The sequence below is a fragment of the Parabacteroides caecihominis genome, from assembly GCF_023656785.1.
Taxonomy (GTDB): Bacteria; Bacteroidota; Bacteroidia; order Bacteroidales; family Tannerellaceae; genus Parabacteroides; species Parabacteroides segnis.
Genome location: NZ_JAMOKS010000040.1, coordinates 25,795 through 44,481 on the forward strand (window position 1 = coordinate 25,795; position 18,687 = coordinate 44,481).

The window sequence follows — 18,687 nt, forward strand, 5'->3', positions numbered from 1 at the left end:
ACATGCTCTAAAACATATAAAATGAAGCATCCTTTACAGGAAACTTTCTTACTCACCCTACTCAAAAATAAAGGGGACACCCTAAACCGGATATCCCCTCCCATCAACAAACCTCTTATATTTGTTATTTACCGAAACGTTCTTTCAGTTTAGCGATCATATCGCGGGTCATTGTATCCAGATCGTAAGTCGGTTTCCAATCCCACTCTTCACGGGCACAAGTATCGTCCAGCGAGTTAGGCCATGATTCGGCGATTGCCTGGCGTAACGGATCGACTTTATATTCCATCTGTAATTCAGGAATATATTTACGGATATTGTTTGCAATAATTTCCGGATCGAAACTCATAGAAGCAATATTGAATGAGTTGCGGTGTTGCAGACGCGTAGGATCAGCTTCCATAATCTGGATAGCAGCATGCAATGCATCCGGCATATACATCATATCCATAAATGTACCGGCAGCGATCGGACATTCAAACTTCTCACCCTTTACGGCTGAATAATAAATATCCACTGCATAGTCAGTTGTACCACCACCCGGAGGAGTTACGTAAGAAATCAATCCCGGGAAGCGAACCGAACGTGTATCCACACCGAAACGGATGTTATAATAGTCGCTCAACAACTCACCGGAAACTTTAGTCACACCATACATCGTACGCGGGTTACGGATCGTATCCTGCGGAGTCTTGTCTTTCGGAGTGTTGTTACCGAATACACCGATAGAACTCGGAGTAAATACGGCACATTTCATTTCACGTGCTACTTCCAGTACGTTGAATAATCCACCCATACCGATCTTCCAGGCTAACTGAGGCTTTGCTTCAGCTACGGCAGACAACAATGCAGCCAGATTATAGATTGTGTCAATCTTATATTTAGACACTGTCTCGGCGATCTGCTGTTCATTTGTTATGTCAACAAGTGCAGAAGGTCCTGATTCCAATAGTTCACCTTTGGGTTCTGCTCCGGATATATAACCTGCTACGATGTCGCCATCGTAACGTTTTCTCAACTCCATGGTTAACTCTGAGCCGATCTGACCGGTAGAACCGATAATTAATACATTCTTCATTGCGTTTTTATTGTTCTTTTAAGTTTTTTCTGCGGCAAAGGTATAGAGAATAAAATTGTTCCCGCACGATTTTCTTGTGTTTTTTCATGCTAATATTCAAAAAAAAATATGACCTTTGCTTCACCAGTTGAGAGTTGACTATTAACTGTTGACAGCCCTTTGTAACAAAAACGAACTAACTGTTACTTTTCAACTATCAATTGTTAACTAAATAGTCTACTTGATTCAAAAATACTAACAAAAAACAAAGTTATGTACGGTAAACTGAAAGATTTCCTTACACAGGAACTGGCTAACATTAAAGCAGCCGGATTGTACAAAAACGAGCGTATTATCACTACGCCACAAAGAGCCGACATTAAAGTAAATGCCGGAAGTAATGTTTTAAACTTCTGTGCCAACAATTACCTTGGTCTGTCAGACAACCAACGTCTGATTAAAGCAGCTAAAGATGCCATGGATTCTCACGGATACGGTATGTCATCCGTTCGTTTCATCTGCGGAACACAGGATTTGCACAAAGAATTGGAAGCCGCTATTTCCGATTATTTCAAAACAGAAGATACGATTCTGTATGCCGCCTGTTTCGATGCAAACGGCGGTTTGTTCGAACCGTTGTTCGGTGAAGAAGATGCCATCATCTCCGATGCGTTGAACCACGCCTCCATCATTGACGGTGTACGTTTGTGTAAAGCAAAACGTTATCGCTACGCCAACGCAGATATGGCTGACCTGGAACGTTGCTTGCAGGAAGCTCAGGCACAGCGTCATCGCATCATCGCCACAGACGGTGTCTTCTCTATGGACGGTAACGTTGCCCCGATGGACAAGATCTGCGAACTGGCAGAAAAATACGATGCACTGGTCATGGTCGACGAATCTCACTCAGCCGGTGTAGCCGGTCCGACAGGTCACGGTGTGGCAGAACAATATAATGTATATGGAAAAATAGATATTTTCACAGGTACATTAGGTAAAGCATTCGGTGGCGCTATGGGTGGTTTCACTACAGGTAAAAAAGAAATTATCGACATGCTCCGCCAGCGTTCACGTCCTTATCTGTTCTCTAACTCAGTAGCACCGGCTATCGTCGGAGCCAGTCTGGAAATGTTCAAGATCCTGAAAGAAAGCGACGCACTGCATACTAAGCTGATGAACAACGTTTCTTACTTCCGCGATAAGATGCTGGCTGCCGGTTTCGATATCAAACCGACACAGTCTGCAATCTGCGCCGTGATGTTGTATGATGCCAAGTTGTCTCAGGACTTTGCTGCAAAAATGCAGGAAGAAGGCATTTATGTAACAGGATTCTACTATCCGGTAGTTCCGAAAGACCAGGCCCGTATCCGCGTTCAGTTGTCTGCCGGCCACGAAAAAGAACATCTGGATAAAGCCATTGCAGCATTTATCAAAGTTGGTAAAGAGCTGAATGTCATCAAATAAGCATTCTTCTATTTTATAGAAGTCTATAACAGCGGAAAGCATATCTCGTTTTCCGCTGTTTTTAACAACAGCCAGTCAAAACATTTAAAATCAAACCACAATGAAGTCATTACCACTAATATGCCTTATTTTTTGCTGTTGTTTCAACCTGAAAGCACAGGAAACAACACCCTCTAATAAAGAGTATCTGTTCGATTCATTTACAGACGGTAAAGCGTTATTAAAAAACAAACGTTTCAATCAAACAAAATTCAATTATAATTGTGTCTACCAGGAACTCCATTTCCTGAACAACGGAGAAGACATGACGATGGATAATAACAGCAACATAGACACCATTTACATCGACAACCGCAAATTCATTCCGCATTTAAACCGTTTCCTGGAATATATTCCGGTCAATAATACCGTCCTGCTGGTCGACTATAAAACCAAAGCAGTTCCTTTCGCGAAAAAAGGAGCATTCGGTATTGCGACACAAGGCTCGGTCCAGGCCATCGATGCCAACCAGACCCGGCAACAGAAGATGGGCAGCACCGACAATTACGTCTATAAATATAATCCGGAAAACACCTATTATCTTTTACAAAATCAAAAGAGGAAGAAATTCACAAATGCAAAATCATTCCTGAAACTCTTCCCCAAAGAACAGTCCGAATCAATTTCATCTTTCATAAAAGACCAGAAAATCAGCCTGAACCAAGTAAATGATATCGTAAAACTGATTGAGTTTGCCACTCAAGCACAATAAAAAAAGAAGCGGAACATCCCGATGTTGCCGCTTCTTTTCTTCCTAAAACAATCTATTAACCTATAAATATGCCTATCAGTAATTATTATCTTCCTCGCCATCGACAAGGTTGTTCAACTCAAACTCCAGACTGACTATATCTTTCCTCCACGAATCTAAAATATGGGAAGGAATATCTTTCGGAGCATTATCTATCTTCGACTGGATATTCGAAACCTCCAGTTCCAATCTTTCTCGTCTGTTCATATCTCTTATAAATTATCACCTGTTTAACATTCTCTCAACTATTAAACAACAGTCCCGGTCAATATGTTCAGAAAGATTTTCTATCTTTGTATTCCTAAAACAATCGACAATAGAATATTTATGCAACTTAGTAATTATCACAGTCATTGTACATTCTGTGACGGGCGCAGTACGCCTGAAGACTTTGTAAAGTTCGCTATATCCCATGGCTTCCGGGCGTATGGATTTTCATCACACTCCCCCCTGCCCTTCGAGACCTTCTGGAACATGTCGAAAGACGACATGCCCGAATACCTGGCTGAAATAGACCGGCTGAAAAAGAAATACAGCGACCGGTTAGAAATATATACAGCCCTGGAAATTGATTATCTGGATGAAACCTACAACCCATCCGTCCCCTATTTCCAGGAACTTCCGCTGGACTACCGCATCGGCTCCATCCATTTCCTTCCTATCTCCGAACATCTGAGTGAAGAGAATATGGTCTGTATCGACGGTTCCTTCGCTGATTATAAAGCATCGGTGGAACGTTATTTTGAAGGAGATATCCGCAAGTTGGTAACCCGTTATTATGATTCGACACTAAAAATGATAGAAGCCGGCGGTATCGATATTGTCGGCCATATGGATAAAATATATATGAACGGGCACAAATGCGAAGGTTTCTCTTTTGACACAGCCTGGTATCAGGAACCGTTCAGAGCAACCCTCGACCTGATAGCCGAAAAAGGATTGATGGTTGAAATAAACACCAAAAATCTGGAAAAGAAGCAACAGCTATTTCCCCGGAAAGAGTACCTCGGATTACTGAAAGAGATGAACATCCCCGTGATGGTTAATTCCGACTGCCATTATCCTGATCTGGTAAACGACGGACGGGAAAAGGCATTCAAATTGCTGAAAGAGATTGGGTTTAAATCTACCCGTGAATTGGTGAAAGGGGAATGGCAGGATGTCGCCATTGACTAATAGGAAAGTATTATTGGAAATTTACCTCAAACTCCAGGGGAAAGAAATCTTATCCAGAAGATTCTTACGATCAGAAGAGAGTTCGCCTTTTTTCAAGGCTCTGCGCTGTACGAAACACCAACTGCCTAGCTTGTTCTCACGGGCGGTTGGCCAGCGGTTGCTTTCAGAGAAGAATTGTTGTAGTTTTTCATAGTTTTCCATCCAGACATCATCGATAGTCCAGATAAAACCTTCGGCATCCATCCGGGCGATGCGTTCAGCCGAAAGTAAACCTTGTTTCCGGTTCTTACGCTGGGTGTTACACCAGCTGCCGGCTTTGCCTTCGTTGCTTTTGGGCCAGCGGTTGTGTTTTTTGTAGTAGGCAAGTACCTGCTGCCAGTTCTCCGTCCAGAGCGAATCCAGATCCTGCTCCCACCAGAATCCGATCGAATCGAGCAACCGGATTCTTTCCTTGGAAAGGATACCTTTCTTTCGTGCCTGGCGTTGGGTGTTGCACCAGGTATTCAGTTTGTTTTCGCCGCGTTTGGGACAGCGGTGTTCAACAGCCATAAATGTTTTCAGTTCTTCAAAGCAGTTCATCCAACGGCTGTCCTGTACTTCCCATTCGAAACCGATCCGGTCCAACTGCAAGATATAATCTTCCGACAACGTCCCTTTCTTCCGGGCAATCCGCTGGGTGTTACACCAGTTTCCCAGTTTCCCTTCGGCTGCCTGCGGCCAGCATCCTTCACGTTCCTTATATTCGATCAGACGTTCATACATGACCGGCCATGCATCCAACTCTGCCAGCATATCATCCACACGGGCACGGATATCAGACAGGAACCCCGTGACCTCAAACTCCATAAAGCCTTTAAAGTTCTTTGGGGCACGGATCGCCGGATGATAAGCCAACCCCCTTGACATAGCCTCATAAACAGAACGCCCCGAAAGGTTATTGACAAAATCAAGTACTACCGGATGACGGTCCGAACCGGCTTTCAGGCAACGGCCCAGCTGCTGCAAGGCAACCACATACGACTCCGTACGTCGCAGGAACATGGCTGCATCTACTCCTTCCACATGCAATCCTTCGATCAACATATTTATAGAGAAAAGTACATGCAGTTTTCCCGTTTCCCTACGGAAACGACGCAACGTCTTTTCATTCTCCCGATTGCTGAGTCCGTTATGGATCTCGAATGTTTCCGTTTCAAAGCCAGCCTGCCCGAGCCAGTTCGATACTTCGGGAATCATATGCTGAAGATCTTCCTTGTCTTTACAGAAGACAAGCATTTTTTTTACTTCTTTCGGAAGATAACGTCGGATTAGTTCTGATGCACTCAGTGAACCGCGAAAATCGAGACGGGCAAAGTCTATTTTGTCCTGAATATGCTTGCGCCTTTCTAAAGTACAGTCACTCCTGTTCAGCATTCGCTGTACTTTATCCAGCTGGTTATTCAGATCGAATATGCTCTGCACCAGAACAGGTACAGGCAGAATCTTATAATACCAAGCCATAGACAAAGACAGTTCATGGAACAGGTTCCCCTTAAAATAGACCTCTACCGTATCGAGCATCTCTTCGGGACGTATCGGAGTGGCCGACATTCCCAGTACACGGGCTTCCGGATTGTTATCTATTACTTCCTGTACGGCTTTTCCCCATACCTCGGCTCCGAAATGATGGAACTCATCAATAATAATATGATTCGCTTTAAGTTCACCGACTGTTCCGCGATTCAGGACTAATGCCTGGAAAGTCCGGTAGGCGACATGCGGCATTGTCCTGCCGATTGCTTTTTTGATCTCGGCAATGATCGTAACGTTGGGAGCGATAACCACTATATCATCTTCCGAATGGTTGACGATATAGCGGGCAATCAGATAGGATTTCCCGGTTCCGGTCGCCTGTACAACCGCTCCGATCCTGTTCGTTTTGAATCCTTCCTCAATAACCCGGTAAGCCGCTTCATTATGTGAAAAGAGTTCAATATGCTTTCCCGTCTCCAGACTTCTCAGATAACTTTCATCCGAAACAGTCAGTCCATGCAGTTCAAAGGAAAGTGCCTCCGGCAGATAACCGCCATGAGCCAGAATCCGGAACTGGTTGCAGCCGCACATTTCCCCGATTCGCTGCATTTCAGTATACAGCCTGTCCACTTCCGGCAAGCCGACAGGTTCCTTATTCCATACCTCTTTCACAATGAAAGTAACGGAATCCTCCCTGAATCCTACCAGCAGACAGCCGGATTCTTCAGTGACAAAATAATGATAAGAATGATAAAGATCGCAGAGTGACATTGAGAAAATATGTCAATACTAGAAAAAGGTGAGTCTTCATCCTATCATAGCGGCCCTCTTTCTGTCATGGCGGGCTTGACCCGCCACCTCATCATACTGGTTGATTCTTAGTCAAGTATGAGGTCCCGGGTCAAGCCCGCCATGACAGAGCTGACGCTCCGATATAAAAAAGATAGGTTCATATCTGACAAAAGTTGAACTCTATAATAACCCAATTATTCAACCTCTAAAACCTCAGTTTCCTCTTTGGGTTTGAAAAGGTCTTTGATAAACAGATAACCGATTCCGCCAAATATGGCAAGGAATACAAATCCGATCAGAATCAGCGGCTTCTTGGGAGAGGATGCTTTTAAAGGAACTGTGGCAGGTTGTATTATTGTATACACCGGTGTCTGTTCCTGTACACGGAGTTTATCCTGTTCCAGTTTCTGGGCCAATGTATTGTATACATTGAAGGTCAATGTCATTTCATTCTTTAAACGCTCCTGTTCCGTACGGTAGCTGGCTGAGATGATGTTCTTGTTGGCATCCTCAAAGGCCGCGTAGGCACGTTGTGCTTTGTAGTAAGATTCACGCGCCTCACCGAATACTTTCTCTGTGAATTCAAGATCTTGCTTTACCTTCTGGGTACGGTAATTAGTTATGTATCCCTGAAGTTTTTCTAAAACAATTTGAGTGATATTCGCCGAGATCAACGGGTCCTGCATCTGGACAGAGACAGTGATCACCGATGTCTTTTTATCCACAGAGGCAGAAATGCGCTCCTGCAAATCCTCTATCACATCAGACTGCTCTTTTGTTAGATGAAAAGAGGATAATTCCGTACTGTTCTTTTCCTCTTCCTTTGAGAATAAATCTTTCACTACACCCAACAGTTTGAACGGAGCCTGCATTACATAACTCCACCACGCACTTTTCTGATCCTCATTCATATATTCGTACAATGTCGATGAGTAATCTCCTTTTTCACTCTCAACCTGTACCGGAAACAACTCCAACAGAAAAGGAATACTCTGCACCACATCCGGATACAAATCCGGAGAAATAGCATCCGCTCCCGAAGAGCTGTTCAGGTTAATCCCTGCCATGGCGGCCAATCCACCCAGATTCCCCATCTTTTTGGATGGATCAGACGTTTCGGGTGCCAACTTTACCGTTGTACTATATTCTTTTGGTATGCTAAAAGCGACCACCAATCCTACAACTATCGCGATTCCGCAGCATTTGAACAGGAACTTACGTTCCCCCCATAGCCGTTTAGCCAACTCTACCAGGTCTATCTCCTGCACATTGTCTGTCTCAGGGGTATTCATTTGATTCATATCCACTTTGTTAATTGAAAATTAAAGATTGAAAATTGAAAATTATTTCAGCGTGTTGATGATAGAGGTGACCATGGCTGCCATCGAAGTGGTTGAACTGGCTATACTCAGTACCTCTGCCAGGCTGGTCTTACGATCGCGCTGTGTCTTGGTCGGAACGACGATTTCGCATCCCAGTTCTACTTTCGGATAACGTTTGAAGAAGATAAAGCATTTCTTCGTTGTTGCAACTTTACCGTTCATATAGATTACGATCGGATATTTGCGGGCAATATCGTTATATCCACCGGCCTGTGAAAGGCAATCTCCCACAGACATCCCTTTCGTATAGGTCACGCTGTTTGGATAAGTTACGGCGCCGTTTATCTTAACCGTACTTTGTAATTGTGGGATATAAAGCGCATCCCCATCACGTAGCACCACATCGTGCGCACTCCCCGGATTTGCCAGGGCCTTTTCCAAATCGATACCCACCGAGTAGTCTTTAATGTTTTCCAGTGACAGGGCAACCGAATCGCGGCTCTGTTTATTGGAACTCAGTTGCAGCAGAGTTTCCAGGCGGCGCATCTCATCTTCTGTCAGCTGGCGTTTCAGGCTGGCCCCTTTTACATAGGCATCAGGAGTTATTCCTCCGGCTTTGGAGATGATATCACTTAGACGGGAGTTCTTTTCTGCCAGTACGTAATCACCGGAGAAAGTGATTTCACCATTTACCTTTACCACCTGTTGTTCCTGATAACCCGGTGAGAAACGCACATACACTTCATCGAACGGTTCCAACGTAAAGATCGTATCGCTTTTCTTTCCATCCGTAGAGATCAAGCCTAAATTATCGTTCAATGCGAAATTGAATACTTCGGCTGTACGGTTAGTGTTTTCGTAAGTCTTTGTATCCTTAATCCTTCGGGCTACTTCCACATTGACCGTTGCCGCCGATTCTTTTAATCCGCCGGCCATCATAATGGCATCTTCCACTGTCAGGTTGTTCCGGTAAGGAAGGACAGTGTCTATGTAATTCACCGCCCCGCTTACTTTGATCGTATAAGGTTCGCGAAGGTCAAACAGGGATGGAATGTTCAGTTGGTCTTCCGGTTTAAGTTCCATATCCGGAGATGTGCCACTGAGAATGCCACGAATGTCTACGGCTATAACAGTCGTTGTGAAATCCGGATTCAAACGGGTAATCTGGGCACGGCCGGTAAACTCATCTCCTTTCAAACCGGCTGCCTGATCAACCAGTTGACGGACCGTATGAACCGTACCATTCAATTCATATTCTCCCGGACGCCAGACTGCTCCTGTCACTGTCAGACGGTTTTCGTAGAAGGGGATCACAGAATCCACCAACAAAGAATCGCCATCCATTATCGCAAAAGTAGGATATTTATCTTCCGTAACAGTAGCTATCTGATAACGGCTTCCGGCTTTTCGTTTGATACGGACATCTTTCTTGTACGCATCTCCGGTAAAGCCTCCGGCCATGTTCAATAGTTGCTGCAAAGTTTCTCCTTTTTTCATTTCGAAAATGCGGTTACGTTTTACTTTTCCACGAACCACAGCCAGCTGGTCGTAAGGAGAAACGATCACCATATCATTTTCTTCCAGACGGATATTTGTATTGTATTTGCCATTCAGGAGATAATCATACACGTCCAATTTTGCCACTTCCTTACTGTTACGGTACACTTTTATTCCGCGAAGCGAACCAATCTCATTTACACCCCCTGCTGCATACAGAGCATTAAACAAGGTAGCAAACGAAGGTAAAGTGTAGGTTCCCGGAGCAACGACTTCACCTACAATATTGACTTTGATGCTGCGTATCTGGCTCAGACTAACGGATACGAACGTATTAGCCCCGTCCGTACTTCCTGACTCTGTATTTCCGGACAAAGTAGACATGATCCGCCCCAGTTCCTGACGGATACGATTTTCGGCTGTTTCAATAGTCAGTCCGCTCACAGAGACCGGGCCCAGGTTAGGGATAAGAATTGTTCCTTCGGGAGAAACCTTCAGTTTCAGATTCAGTTCAGAATCTCCCCATACATTGATCAGCAATTCGTCTCCGGCAGATAAAACATATCCTTTGGGAGTCGGTACATTCAGATCCGGCTCAAAGGACAGGTTCTTGTTTGAGAATATTTCACGACCGAACACGGTTCCACTTAAATCTCCCGCCGGACGATTGGCTTCCCGCTGAGCATCCAAAGGAGGTATCCCCTTTCCATCCGGAACGGTGACCGTACGGTCTGTTACCACAGCATCCGATGCCGTACGTGCAGTCTGTTCTGCTCCGGACTGTCCCATCCGTTTATTCATCTCCTGACGGATCTGGTCATCCGTCATACCCGCGGCTTTCGCCTTGTCAATCAAATCCTGGGATACCTGTGCCGCAAGCGGAACCGACAGGCACAGTAATCCCCCTAATAATACATTTCTGATTAAGTTATTCATATTGTTATTTGTTTTTGTTGTTATTTCGATTTTAGAAATAAATGAGTTATTTACGCTATTAAACGAGGCTCGCCTCGTGCCGCAGGCTCTCTTTTGCCGTTGGTTTCAACCAACGGTTTTAAATATAGGAGGCAAAGCCTCTTCCTCTGTGGGATTTATCCCCTTTCATATTCTTATAAATATCTGGAAAAGGGGTTGAAACCCACAGAGGAATCCGGCAAAACCGGAAGGTTTATCTATCCGTCAGTTGAAACTGACGGCAAAAAAGAGCCTGCGGCATGGGGCAAGCCCCATTAAAAAGACACAAATAACTCATATTATGGCAAATTATGAATCAAAACTTCCTGAACTCCAATCGGGCATAATCCGATTGGAGGACCAAATGCTTTGATGTTAATTCTTTGATGCCGAAACGTTGCTCCGTTCCGTTCATTCCAAATGGCAATAAATCTTCAACATGACTGACCGGCATGACTACAAACAAGGAATCTCCGGTATATTCCATATTGCCGGTCTGACTGGTTACATCAACCTTCATCAAATTGATGGTATGCAAAGCAACACTGTAATATGCCCGTTCCGGCGTCTCTTCCTCTCCTGATGCATATTCTATTTTCATGATCTGCCAGCGACCATCCAGGTCTCCGTTGATCGGCATTTTTCCGCAGGAGCTGACTATCAGGGTCAGCAACACCACTATTATGTATCTTTTCATTGTATTCATTGAACTCATCGTATCCATCCTGTTTTTCTGATTGTTAACATGCCACCGGCACTTTTACCCAACATCCCGCCTCTGTCAACACCTAGCGATCCTGTAAAATCCCAGCCTTTTAACTGATGGGGCGTATAAGTTAATTCTATCAATGCATTTCCATTCTTTTTGATCTCATAAAATGGCAAACCATAAGTTCCCCAGTTACGGGTAAACGATAAAAGTATCCGGTATTGCAAATCGTTGACAGGATTACCCATGATCCCGAAATGATGTCCTTGCAGACGCGAACTTTTAAAACTGATATCACCATCTACATTATAGATCGGAGACATGACTAGCGGATTCCCAATTCCCATTCCCCAATGCTGCCAACCGGTATAAATTCCATGGTTATAATAACTATCCGCACCACTCACCTGTTCAGGTATCTCAGGGGTATGGTCCCAATAAACAGGACCGGACTGGTCTTTCGTTGAGATATATTCGTAAACAAAACTACCGATCACCGGATTCTTAGGAAACGTTATTTCCACTCCCGCCAGACAGTCTTTCCAGCCATATTCTCCGAACATCTGCGAATGATCTTCAAAATAATGTTCGTAATAAGGACGAATTGTCCAATTTTTAGAAGCATACCACGTTAAAGAGAAATTCCAACTTCCTAAATGATTTCCATAAATATTCATCTGTTCCCCAAGCGGAGTATCACTGCTCCCTCCGCTCGGAATAAACACTTTAAAGAAATCCTTTATCCCATTTGGCATATCGGTCTTTTCATTGCCGACAAAAGCATTTCCCCCGAATTGAGCAGCCATCTCAAGACCTCCTTCAAAGATCAAAGGAAACTTCTCCTGGTTACCAATCTTCACATACAAATCTTTGGAATGATACAGCACATGTTCCGTATGTTTACCTCCTGGAACCACAAAGTCTTTTTGCCAGCTATCATCTGTAAACATACCATAAGCGATATGACCTTTGAAAGCCAACCAACCTTTTGTCCCCGGAACAAACGTATATTCAGGAATACCGATACGAACCTGCGGAACCGGACGCGCATTTCCCGAAAATGTCAGTCCGCCACTACTAAGGAACGGATTATTGAACTCGCTATGTCGCTTACTTCCAATGCTCAATCCCAGGCAACGGTATTTCAAATCCGCATACAATTGTTGCACCACGCAAGTCGATGTAAAATTATATGCCACAGCCAAATCCGCCCCGAAAGCATACGAGAAACGTTTATCGTTTTCCAACTCCCGGAAGACCCCGGCACGCAGATAGCCGTTATTCTTTTCGATAGAGGACAATCCCTGCTTGTTTGCCGTCAGCCAGAAAGGAGTATGCTCCCCGCCGCTAAAACTCACGCCGGTTTCCGCACGGTAACTCAACCCTTTCGTTAACTGAGCATAAGAGTTTAGGGGAAGCACTAAAATACCTCCCAAAAGAAGTAAGTTTGATATTAATTTCATTTGTTTTTGATTAGAAATAATTGAACTATCCAACCATCAAAGTGACTCATCTGTTACAGGTTCATTTGCCGTCTGCTTTAGCTGACGGTTTATAAGCTGGTTCTTTTTTTTGGCTTTAGCCACATTTCTCTCAGATAGAAAGCTTTAAGAAATGGGACTAAAGTCCAAAGAGATAGATTCTTTACTAGTCCGTCAGCTAAAGCAGACGGCAAATAAACCTGTAATAGTCAAGTGAGGTTGATGACAGGATAGCTCAAACCTGATAAATAATGAATCTATTACTATCTCCATTGGCATATTGACACATTACCATATTGGCATATTACTATCATTAAGGTCTTCCCAATATTTCTACTATACATTCCACCTGTTTCGGTGTCATGACACGTTGCTTACGATTCCAACCGGCGGCTTTCAGAAGAGAGACCAGGACCTTGTTTGCCAATACCCAGGCTTTCAAACGGCGGGAAGCTGCCGCCGGTGTTATCATCGGACTGTACAGGATACCCAGTTCAAGCCAACCGAAACTACGGTTCTTCCATTTCTCTTCCTCTTCTTCCCTATCCGGCTTCTTATTTTTCTGATCCTCTTTCATAGCCACCTCCAATCTAATGTAGCCGGATGGCCGTCACGAAGCGACAAGCCTGTCCGATAAGCAAACATCTTTGTCAAATCACTGAGCAAAACTTTTCGTTCCCAGGCATTATGCTTTTGCAGCAGTAATTGCACCTGTCTACTTATCCGGTTAAATAAGGCGACCTCTTCCGATGACAGTAATTGTTTCCGTAACCCGCGGATAAAAGAGACAAAAGCTTCCTTTCCCCAAAGGCGAAAGAGCGAATCCGGATCTTCACCCGCAGGCAATTCTCCCTTGACAGCCCAGAGACCTTCCCGGCGAAGAATCGCTACAGCTTCAGTCGAACCCTTCTCACCCGCCCGATCCCCGTCCAGCAAGACAGTCACCTGTGAAGTATATTTTTTCAGCAACGCGACATGTCCGTCACACATAGCCGTCCCGCACAAAGCTACTGTATTCCTGAAACCCGCCGCATGCATGGCTATGGCATCCTTATACCCCTCCACTACAAATGCAAAACCATCCTGCCGGATCGCCTCTTTCGCCAGATTCAAGGCATACAGGTTCTCACTTTTCCGATACCCCTCTTCCACTGACGTATTTCTATATTTCGGTTCATCCGGATCCCCGTCCGGTTGTTTCCGCGCGGCAAAACCTATCAACCCTCCCATCTCATCACGGAGCGGGAAAATGACACGGTTCCGCATCTTATACCATTCCTTCGGCACCATACCCGGCGAAACACCCACCTCAAAATCCAGATAAGCAGGCGTCAAGTCCGAATCACCGCAAGCATAAGGAAGAAGGGAGGAAAAAAACTTGCAGTTTTTTTCAATTGAAAATTGAGAATTGAAAATTGAAAATTTGTTTTCGTCACTCTTTTCTTTGACTGGCTTCGCCTTCGTCTTATTAATTTTCAATTTTCCATTTTCAATTTTCAATTTCTCCGTCGCTTCCGCAAAACTGCAACGCTCCATCTTCTGCACGAAAGCAATCACATCCCCATGTTCGCCGCAGGCATAACAAGTGAACGTCTGTTTCTGCGGATCGACGATCAACGACGGATGATGGTCGTCGTGGAATGGGCAAAGCCCCTTAAACAATTTGCCGCAGCGCAACAGGTTGACATAACCCCCTGCCACATCCTCTATGCGGACCGAACTTTTTATTTGATCGATATTATAAGATGTCATATCGTTTCTGCCATTAATAATCCGTTATTTTAGTGTACGAAGCATTATAACGGAAACGGGCAATACCGGTCGCACCGTTTCGGTTTTTAACGATATAGAGTTTGCCTACCCCTTTAAGGTCTTCTCCTGTACGTTCGTCCTTGACGATACCGTAACGCTCCGGGCGATAGACAAAAAATACACAATCAGCCACCTGTTCGATAGTTCCCGAATCACGCAGGTCGCTCATCACCGGGATATGCGCCTTGTCGACACGCTGGTCGCTGGCACGGTTCACCTGCGAAACGACAAGCACCGGGCAGTCGGCATCCAAAGCCAGTTGCTTCAGCGCCGTGATGTTACGGCCAACCACCTGTTCCTGCGTTTCATTTTTCTGACGGATACTGCTCAGCAGATGCAGATAGTCGAGGATCACGAAATCACATTCCCCTTTCTTGCTTTTCAGCATGACCTTCGAACGGATATCCGACAACGTGTTACACGCCTTGTAATCAATATACAACGGCAGATGCTCCAACTGCTTTCCGGTCTTTTCGAGCACCTCCAGTTCGTGGACCGTCAGTCCCGAAATACGCAGATGATCCGGATCGACATCCGTGAGGCCCGCCAGGATGCGGTTCAGCATTTGCAAGTTCGACATCTCCAGACTGAAAAGGCAGACATGTTTCCCGGCACGGGCCGCCTGGACAGCGATATGCAGGGCGACTGCTGTCTTGCCATCGCTCGAATGGCCCGCCAGTACGGACAATTCCCCTTTATGAAAACCACCGGTGACATAATCGAACTCAGCCAACCCGCTCCGTATGCGATTCCGGTCGTACGAACCATCCAACCGCTCCCGGTGCCAGGCAACCGCTTCGGTAGCCAGGACACCCACCGGACGTATCGGTTCACTACCGGCCACTTCCCCCCGCAGTTTCAGCAACGAATCTTCCGCTTCCGAAATAACGGCCTCCGGGTCAGCATCAAAACAACTGCTCTTAATATTCAGCAGGACAAACAACTGTGCCAGGCAACGTAACATATACTGGCGCTTTATCTCCTGAGCATAATGCTGCACATTTCCGCCATGGCGCACATTCAGCATCGCCGTCAGCAGGAACGACAATCCGTTCAGCTCCTTCCAGCGAGCTTCATCCATCCGCCGCATCTCCGTTTCGACCGACACCATATCCGGTTGCACACCCTGTTCATACAAATTCATTACCGCCTGGAAAACAAATCCCAGCGCTGCATCCGAAAACATTTCCTTATGCAGCAATGTCGAAACCAGGCCCGGAGCATCCACACTGGTCAGCAGGCAGCACACCAACGTGCTCTCCACCTCCGCTAAAGTCAGATCTTTCTGTTCGTCAACATCTTCTTTCATGCTTCGCCTCCCTTTCCTTTGGGTGAAAATTGTTTACTACGACCTCCCATCGCCCGTTCGGCAGCAGCCATTGCCTGAGCGGCAGAAATATCGTTCCCGTTGTTATCCGTATTCTCCGTTATCTGTCCCGAAAAATAATTATAATTACAAATCTTGATTTTTGTGCCTCCCGCCACAGGACCATATTCGATCAATCGTTCACGAGCCAACTTTCTCAGATAATAACCCACCGAACCGACACTGATATCAGTACGATCAGCCAGGAACTGATAAGTACAAAAATATTCCCCTACATGGCAAACGTACTGGATACGCCCCAACTTCATAAATCCGGGTTTAAAATAACTCATCGTTGCTAATGCCATGTAGATACGGGCAAGGTGACGTTCTTTCTTTCTGGCACTGACCGACAGCACCAACACTTTTCGAGGCATCTTCATAAAAGACTTTCCCATCCACAATACCTCCGGGTTTTCTTTCGTTTGTTTTGCGTTCATAATAATTACATTTAAAGAAAATTAATATTTGCCCTGTTATGAGATTACTATTTGCGCTAAAACTTGATAGTCATTATCCCGAAGCACTACCGTATGTAAACTCTATACGTATCCGGATGCCTCTCTTTTAATATAGTTAGAACTATCTTTCTTATCTAGAATTTATAAATCGTAATTTCCATCATTTTTTTCGCAAATGAAATAATACCCTAACGTTCTGATGCAAATTTAGCCATTACTACTCGCCTTGAAAAATATATCTTGAGGGCATTTCTCAATTGTAAATTCCTCGATTACAATCGTTTAAACAATATTCCTGTCACTTCAATTTTTCTTGTACTTCTTTTTCGTCTCTCTAACCGCTTCACAAATGTCAAAATACACATCATCCGCTTCGCTCAGATGGTTGCAAATGGTACTGATTTCCCTGCCGGTACGAAAAACAAGGTCGATACGGTCAGCTGTCTTTTCATACGTTCCGTCTATTATTTTGCAACGGAGCATGGCCGAGATATAAGCAATAAATAAATCCGGATCGTTCACCACGATACGTTCGATCAACAAACGGCAGGCATCAATTTCGCAATATTCCAGAATATCATCCCGATGATGTTTATTAAAACGTTTTCTTAACACCTCCCAGGTTGTATGTTGCTTTATAGCTGGTTCCCCCAGGAGCCACGCCAACAACATCACATAGCGTCCTTTATCCGGCTGCGTTTCAAGCCAATTTGACAAAGACTCCAACGACAAATGATTTCCAGTTATCGCCCTGATTGTTTTTTTAAAACTTCAATTAAATTATTCACTATACGATTTATTTTATTTGTATTCATAATTTTCTGATTTTAAATCGTAATTCCGGTCTCTATTCTTGTGAAATACCCTCTTTTTCCTTTTACAAAACATATATGTTTCGTTCGCAAATCATATATGTTTTGCCGTTAAAACACCTATCTTTCAACGGCGGTTATCAGCTCTTTTTCCGATAAATAATAACCTTCTTTATTCTCATCCAACTACCGCTATCTGCTTCTATCCGGCAGCCACTTTTCCGCAGCAATTACCTTTGTAATGTTATCGATAACCAACAATTTTCAATTATTAATTTTCAATTTTCAATTACCATTATGCCATTAAAATTCAGACTTGTCAAAAGAAGAGACATGAGTAAGGATGCGGCCGAAGGGGCCGAACTTTACTATGCACAGACCAGCATCACCAAAAAGGTCGATCTGAACCGTATTTGCAGCCGTATCAGCAAATACAGCACTGCCAGCCGCGGTGATATCCTGCTGGTACTCGACGGACTCTTGTCCGTCATGAATGAATCGCTGGCCGACGGAGAATCGATCCATCTGGGCGACTTCGGCAGTTTCCGGATGGTTGCCGGCAGCAAAGGATCTTCTACGGAAAAGGATTTCAATACCTCTCTGTTCCACCGAGCACATATCGTTTTCTATCCGGGTACAATGCTGACGGACACGATCCGTAATGCCAGTTTCGAAAAATACAATATCCCCGGTACAGAAAGCAAACCGGAAGAAGGCCAGGGCAGCGGTGGCAGTGACCGTCCGGAAATCGAGTAAAATAATTTGCCAATGTGCTAATTTGCCAATCTGCCAATTCAGATAGCAACAGTTGGTATTCCCATTGGCATATTGGCACATTAAACAATCATTCACTATGGTAAAACAGGAATACATTAAACAGTATCTTTTCCCCGCTCAAAAGGCGGGGGAATGTTTCGGAATCAATCCGATCATCATCCTTGCCCAATCGGCCATCGAAACCGGCTGGGGAGAAAGTACGCTGGCAAAGGAGCATCATAACTTCTTCGGCATCACCGCCTACGGACGTCCAAACGCTTTCTGGAAAGGCGAAAAGACCGATCTTTCTGAAAACAGCGGCCATACTTCCTTATGGTTCCGCACCTACAATTCGGCGGAAGACAGTTTCATGGACTTCGCCCGCCTGATCCACACCGCTTATCCGGTAGCCGCCTCACTCAGTGCCCACCCTTCGGCTTATGCCAAAGAGATCGCTTACAGCAAATACATCAGCGAAGTGAATGGTGACAACCGTGCTGCCTATCAGAGGATGCTGGTGTCGATTTGCCGGACGATCGAAAGATATACTGTTTGCTGAGTTCACCTTTTATCAGAAAAGAACTATTAGTGTCTCTTTAATGGGGCTTGCCCCATGCCATAGGCTCTCTTTTGCCGTCAGTTTCAACTGACGGATAGATAAATCTTCCGGTTTTACCGGATTCCTCTGTGGGTTTCAACCCCTTTATCTGGTATCATATTATGAAA

The 18,687-nt window shown here is 44.7% G+C and carries 17 protein-coding genes; 5 read left to right on the forward strand and 12 right to left on the reverse strand.

Translation table 11 applies throughout. The annotated features are described in order from the left end of the window. Positions 1–124: 124 nt before the first annotated feature. Complete coding sequence (locus NBH14_RS24170) at positions 125–1,078, reverse strand: NAD-dependent epimerase/dehydratase family protein (protein WP_186961827.1); 954 nt, start codon at positions 1,076–1,078, stop codon at positions 125–127. A 252-nt stretch (positions 1,079–1,330) separates the two neighbouring features. Here NBH14_RS24170 and kbl point away from each other — a divergent pair, with 252 nt between their 5' ends. Both kbl and NBH14_RS24180 read left to right on the forward strand, forming a co-directional pair. Then, positions 1,331–2,521 carry a glycine C-acetyltransferase gene (gene kbl / locus NBH14_RS24175; RefSeq protein ID WP_186961826.1) on the forward strand — a complete coding sequence of 397 codons (1,191 nt, stop codon included), beginning with the start codon at positions 1,331–1,333 and terminating at the stop codon, positions 2,519–2,521. 100 nt (positions 2,522–2,621) lie between these two features. Beyond that, positions 2,622–3,272: a hypothetical protein gene (locus NBH14_RS24180; RefSeq protein WP_186961825.1), complete on the forward strand. Its 651-nt coding sequence runs from the start codon at positions 2,622–2,624 to the stop codon at positions 3,270–3,272. A gap of 75 nt (positions 3,273–3,347) precedes the next feature. On the opposite strand, the gene NBH14_RS24185 is transcribed toward NBH14_RS24180, so the two are convergent. Beyond that, positions 3,348–3,518, reverse strand: a complete 171-nt coding sequence (locus NBH14_RS24185; RefSeq protein ID WP_186961824.1) for a hypothetical protein — start codon at positions 3,516–3,518, stop codon at positions 3,348–3,350. A 120-nt stretch (positions 3,519–3,638) separates the two neighbouring features. Here NBH14_RS24185 and NBH14_RS24190 point away from each other — a divergent pair, with 120 nt between their 5' ends. Beyond that, a complete protein-coding gene (locus NBH14_RS24190; RefSeq protein WP_186961823.1) occupies positions 3,639–4,487 on the forward strand; it encodes a histidinol-phosphatase in 849 nt (282 codons plus the stop codon). A gap of 21 nt (positions 4,488–4,508) precedes the next feature. On the opposite strand, the gene NBH14_RS24195 is transcribed toward NBH14_RS24190, so the two are convergent. From NBH14_RS24195 to NBH14_RS24240, 10 genes are all read right to left on the reverse strand, one after another. Continuing rightward, complete coding sequence (locus NBH14_RS24195) at positions 4,509–6,770, reverse strand: Helicase associated domain protein (RefSeq protein ID WP_186961822.1); 2,262 nt, start codon at positions 6,768–6,770, stop codon at positions 4,509–4,511. 215 nt (positions 6,771–6,985) lie between these two features. Further along, positions 6,986–8,092: a Wzz/FepE/Etk N-terminal domain-containing protein gene (locus tag NBH14_RS24200; protein WP_186961821.1), complete on the reverse strand. Its 1,107-nt coding sequence runs from the start codon at positions 8,090–8,092 to the stop codon at positions 6,986–6,988. A gap of 42 nt (positions 8,093–8,134) precedes the next feature. Beyond that, on the reverse strand, positions 8,135–10,546 hold the full coding sequence (locus tag NBH14_RS24205) for an SLBB domain-containing protein (protein ID WP_250817814.1): 2,412 nt from the start codon (positions 10,544–10,546) through the stop codon (positions 8,135–8,137). Between the two features lie 334 nt (positions 10,547–10,880). Beyond that, complete coding sequence (locus NBH14_RS24210) at positions 10,881–11,270, reverse strand: lipocalin-like domain-containing protein (protein ID WP_350464063.1); 390 nt, start codon at positions 11,268–11,270, stop codon at positions 10,881–10,883. 5 nt (positions 11,271–11,275) lie between these two features. Further along, entirely contained in the window at positions 11,276–12,736 is a 1,461-nt protein-coding gene (locus NBH14_RS24215) for a capsule assembly Wzi family protein (RefSeq protein ID WP_250817816.1), read from the reverse strand. A 331-nt stretch (positions 12,737–13,067) separates the two neighbouring features. Then, positions 13,068–13,331: a DUF4248 domain-containing protein gene (locus NBH14_RS24220; protein ID WP_186961980.1), complete on the reverse strand. Its 264-nt coding sequence runs from the start codon at positions 13,329–13,331 to the stop codon at positions 13,068–13,070. Further along, the gene (locus NBH14_RS24225; protein WP_186961981.1) at positions 13,328–14,506 is read right to left on the reverse strand and encodes a CHC2 zinc finger domain-containing protein; all 1,179 of its coding nucleotides are present in this window, start codon (positions 14,504–14,506) and stop codon (positions 13,328–13,330) included. Before NBH14_RS24225 ends, NBH14_RS24220 begins: the two co-directional genes overlap by 4 nt. A gap of 13 nt (positions 14,507–14,519) precedes the next feature. Next, positions 14,520–15,875 carry a replicative DNA helicase gene (locus NBH14_RS24230; RefSeq protein ID WP_250817817.1) on the reverse strand — a complete coding sequence of 452 codons (1,356 nt, stop codon included), beginning with the start codon at positions 15,873–15,875 and terminating at the stop codon, positions 14,520–14,522. Then, positions 15,872–16,372, reverse strand: coding sequence for a hypothetical protein (locus NBH14_RS24235; RefSeq protein ID WP_250817818.1), 501 nt, complete (start codon positions 16,370–16,372; stop codon positions 15,872–15,874). The genes NBH14_RS24230 and NBH14_RS24235 overlap by 4 nt, the downstream gene beginning before the upstream one ends. A gap of 324 nt (positions 16,373–16,696) precedes the next feature. Further along, entirely contained in the window at positions 16,697–17,119 is a 423-nt protein-coding gene (locus NBH14_RS24240) for a hypothetical protein (protein ID WP_044214371.1), read from the reverse strand. A gap of 383 nt (positions 17,120–17,502) precedes the next feature. Here NBH14_RS24240 and NBH14_RS24245 point away from each other — a divergent pair, with 383 nt between their 5' ends. Further along, on the forward strand, positions 17,503–17,961 hold the full coding sequence (locus NBH14_RS24245; RefSeq protein ID WP_186961982.1) for an HU family DNA-binding protein: 459 nt from the start codon (positions 17,503–17,505) through the stop codon (positions 17,959–17,961). Between the two features lie 97 nt (positions 17,962–18,058). After that, a complete protein-coding gene (locus NBH14_RS24250) occupies positions 18,059–18,520 on the forward strand; it encodes a glucosaminidase domain-containing protein (RefSeq protein ID WP_186961983.1) in 462 nt (153 codons plus the stop codon). Positions 18,521–18,687: the final 167 nt, after the last annotated feature.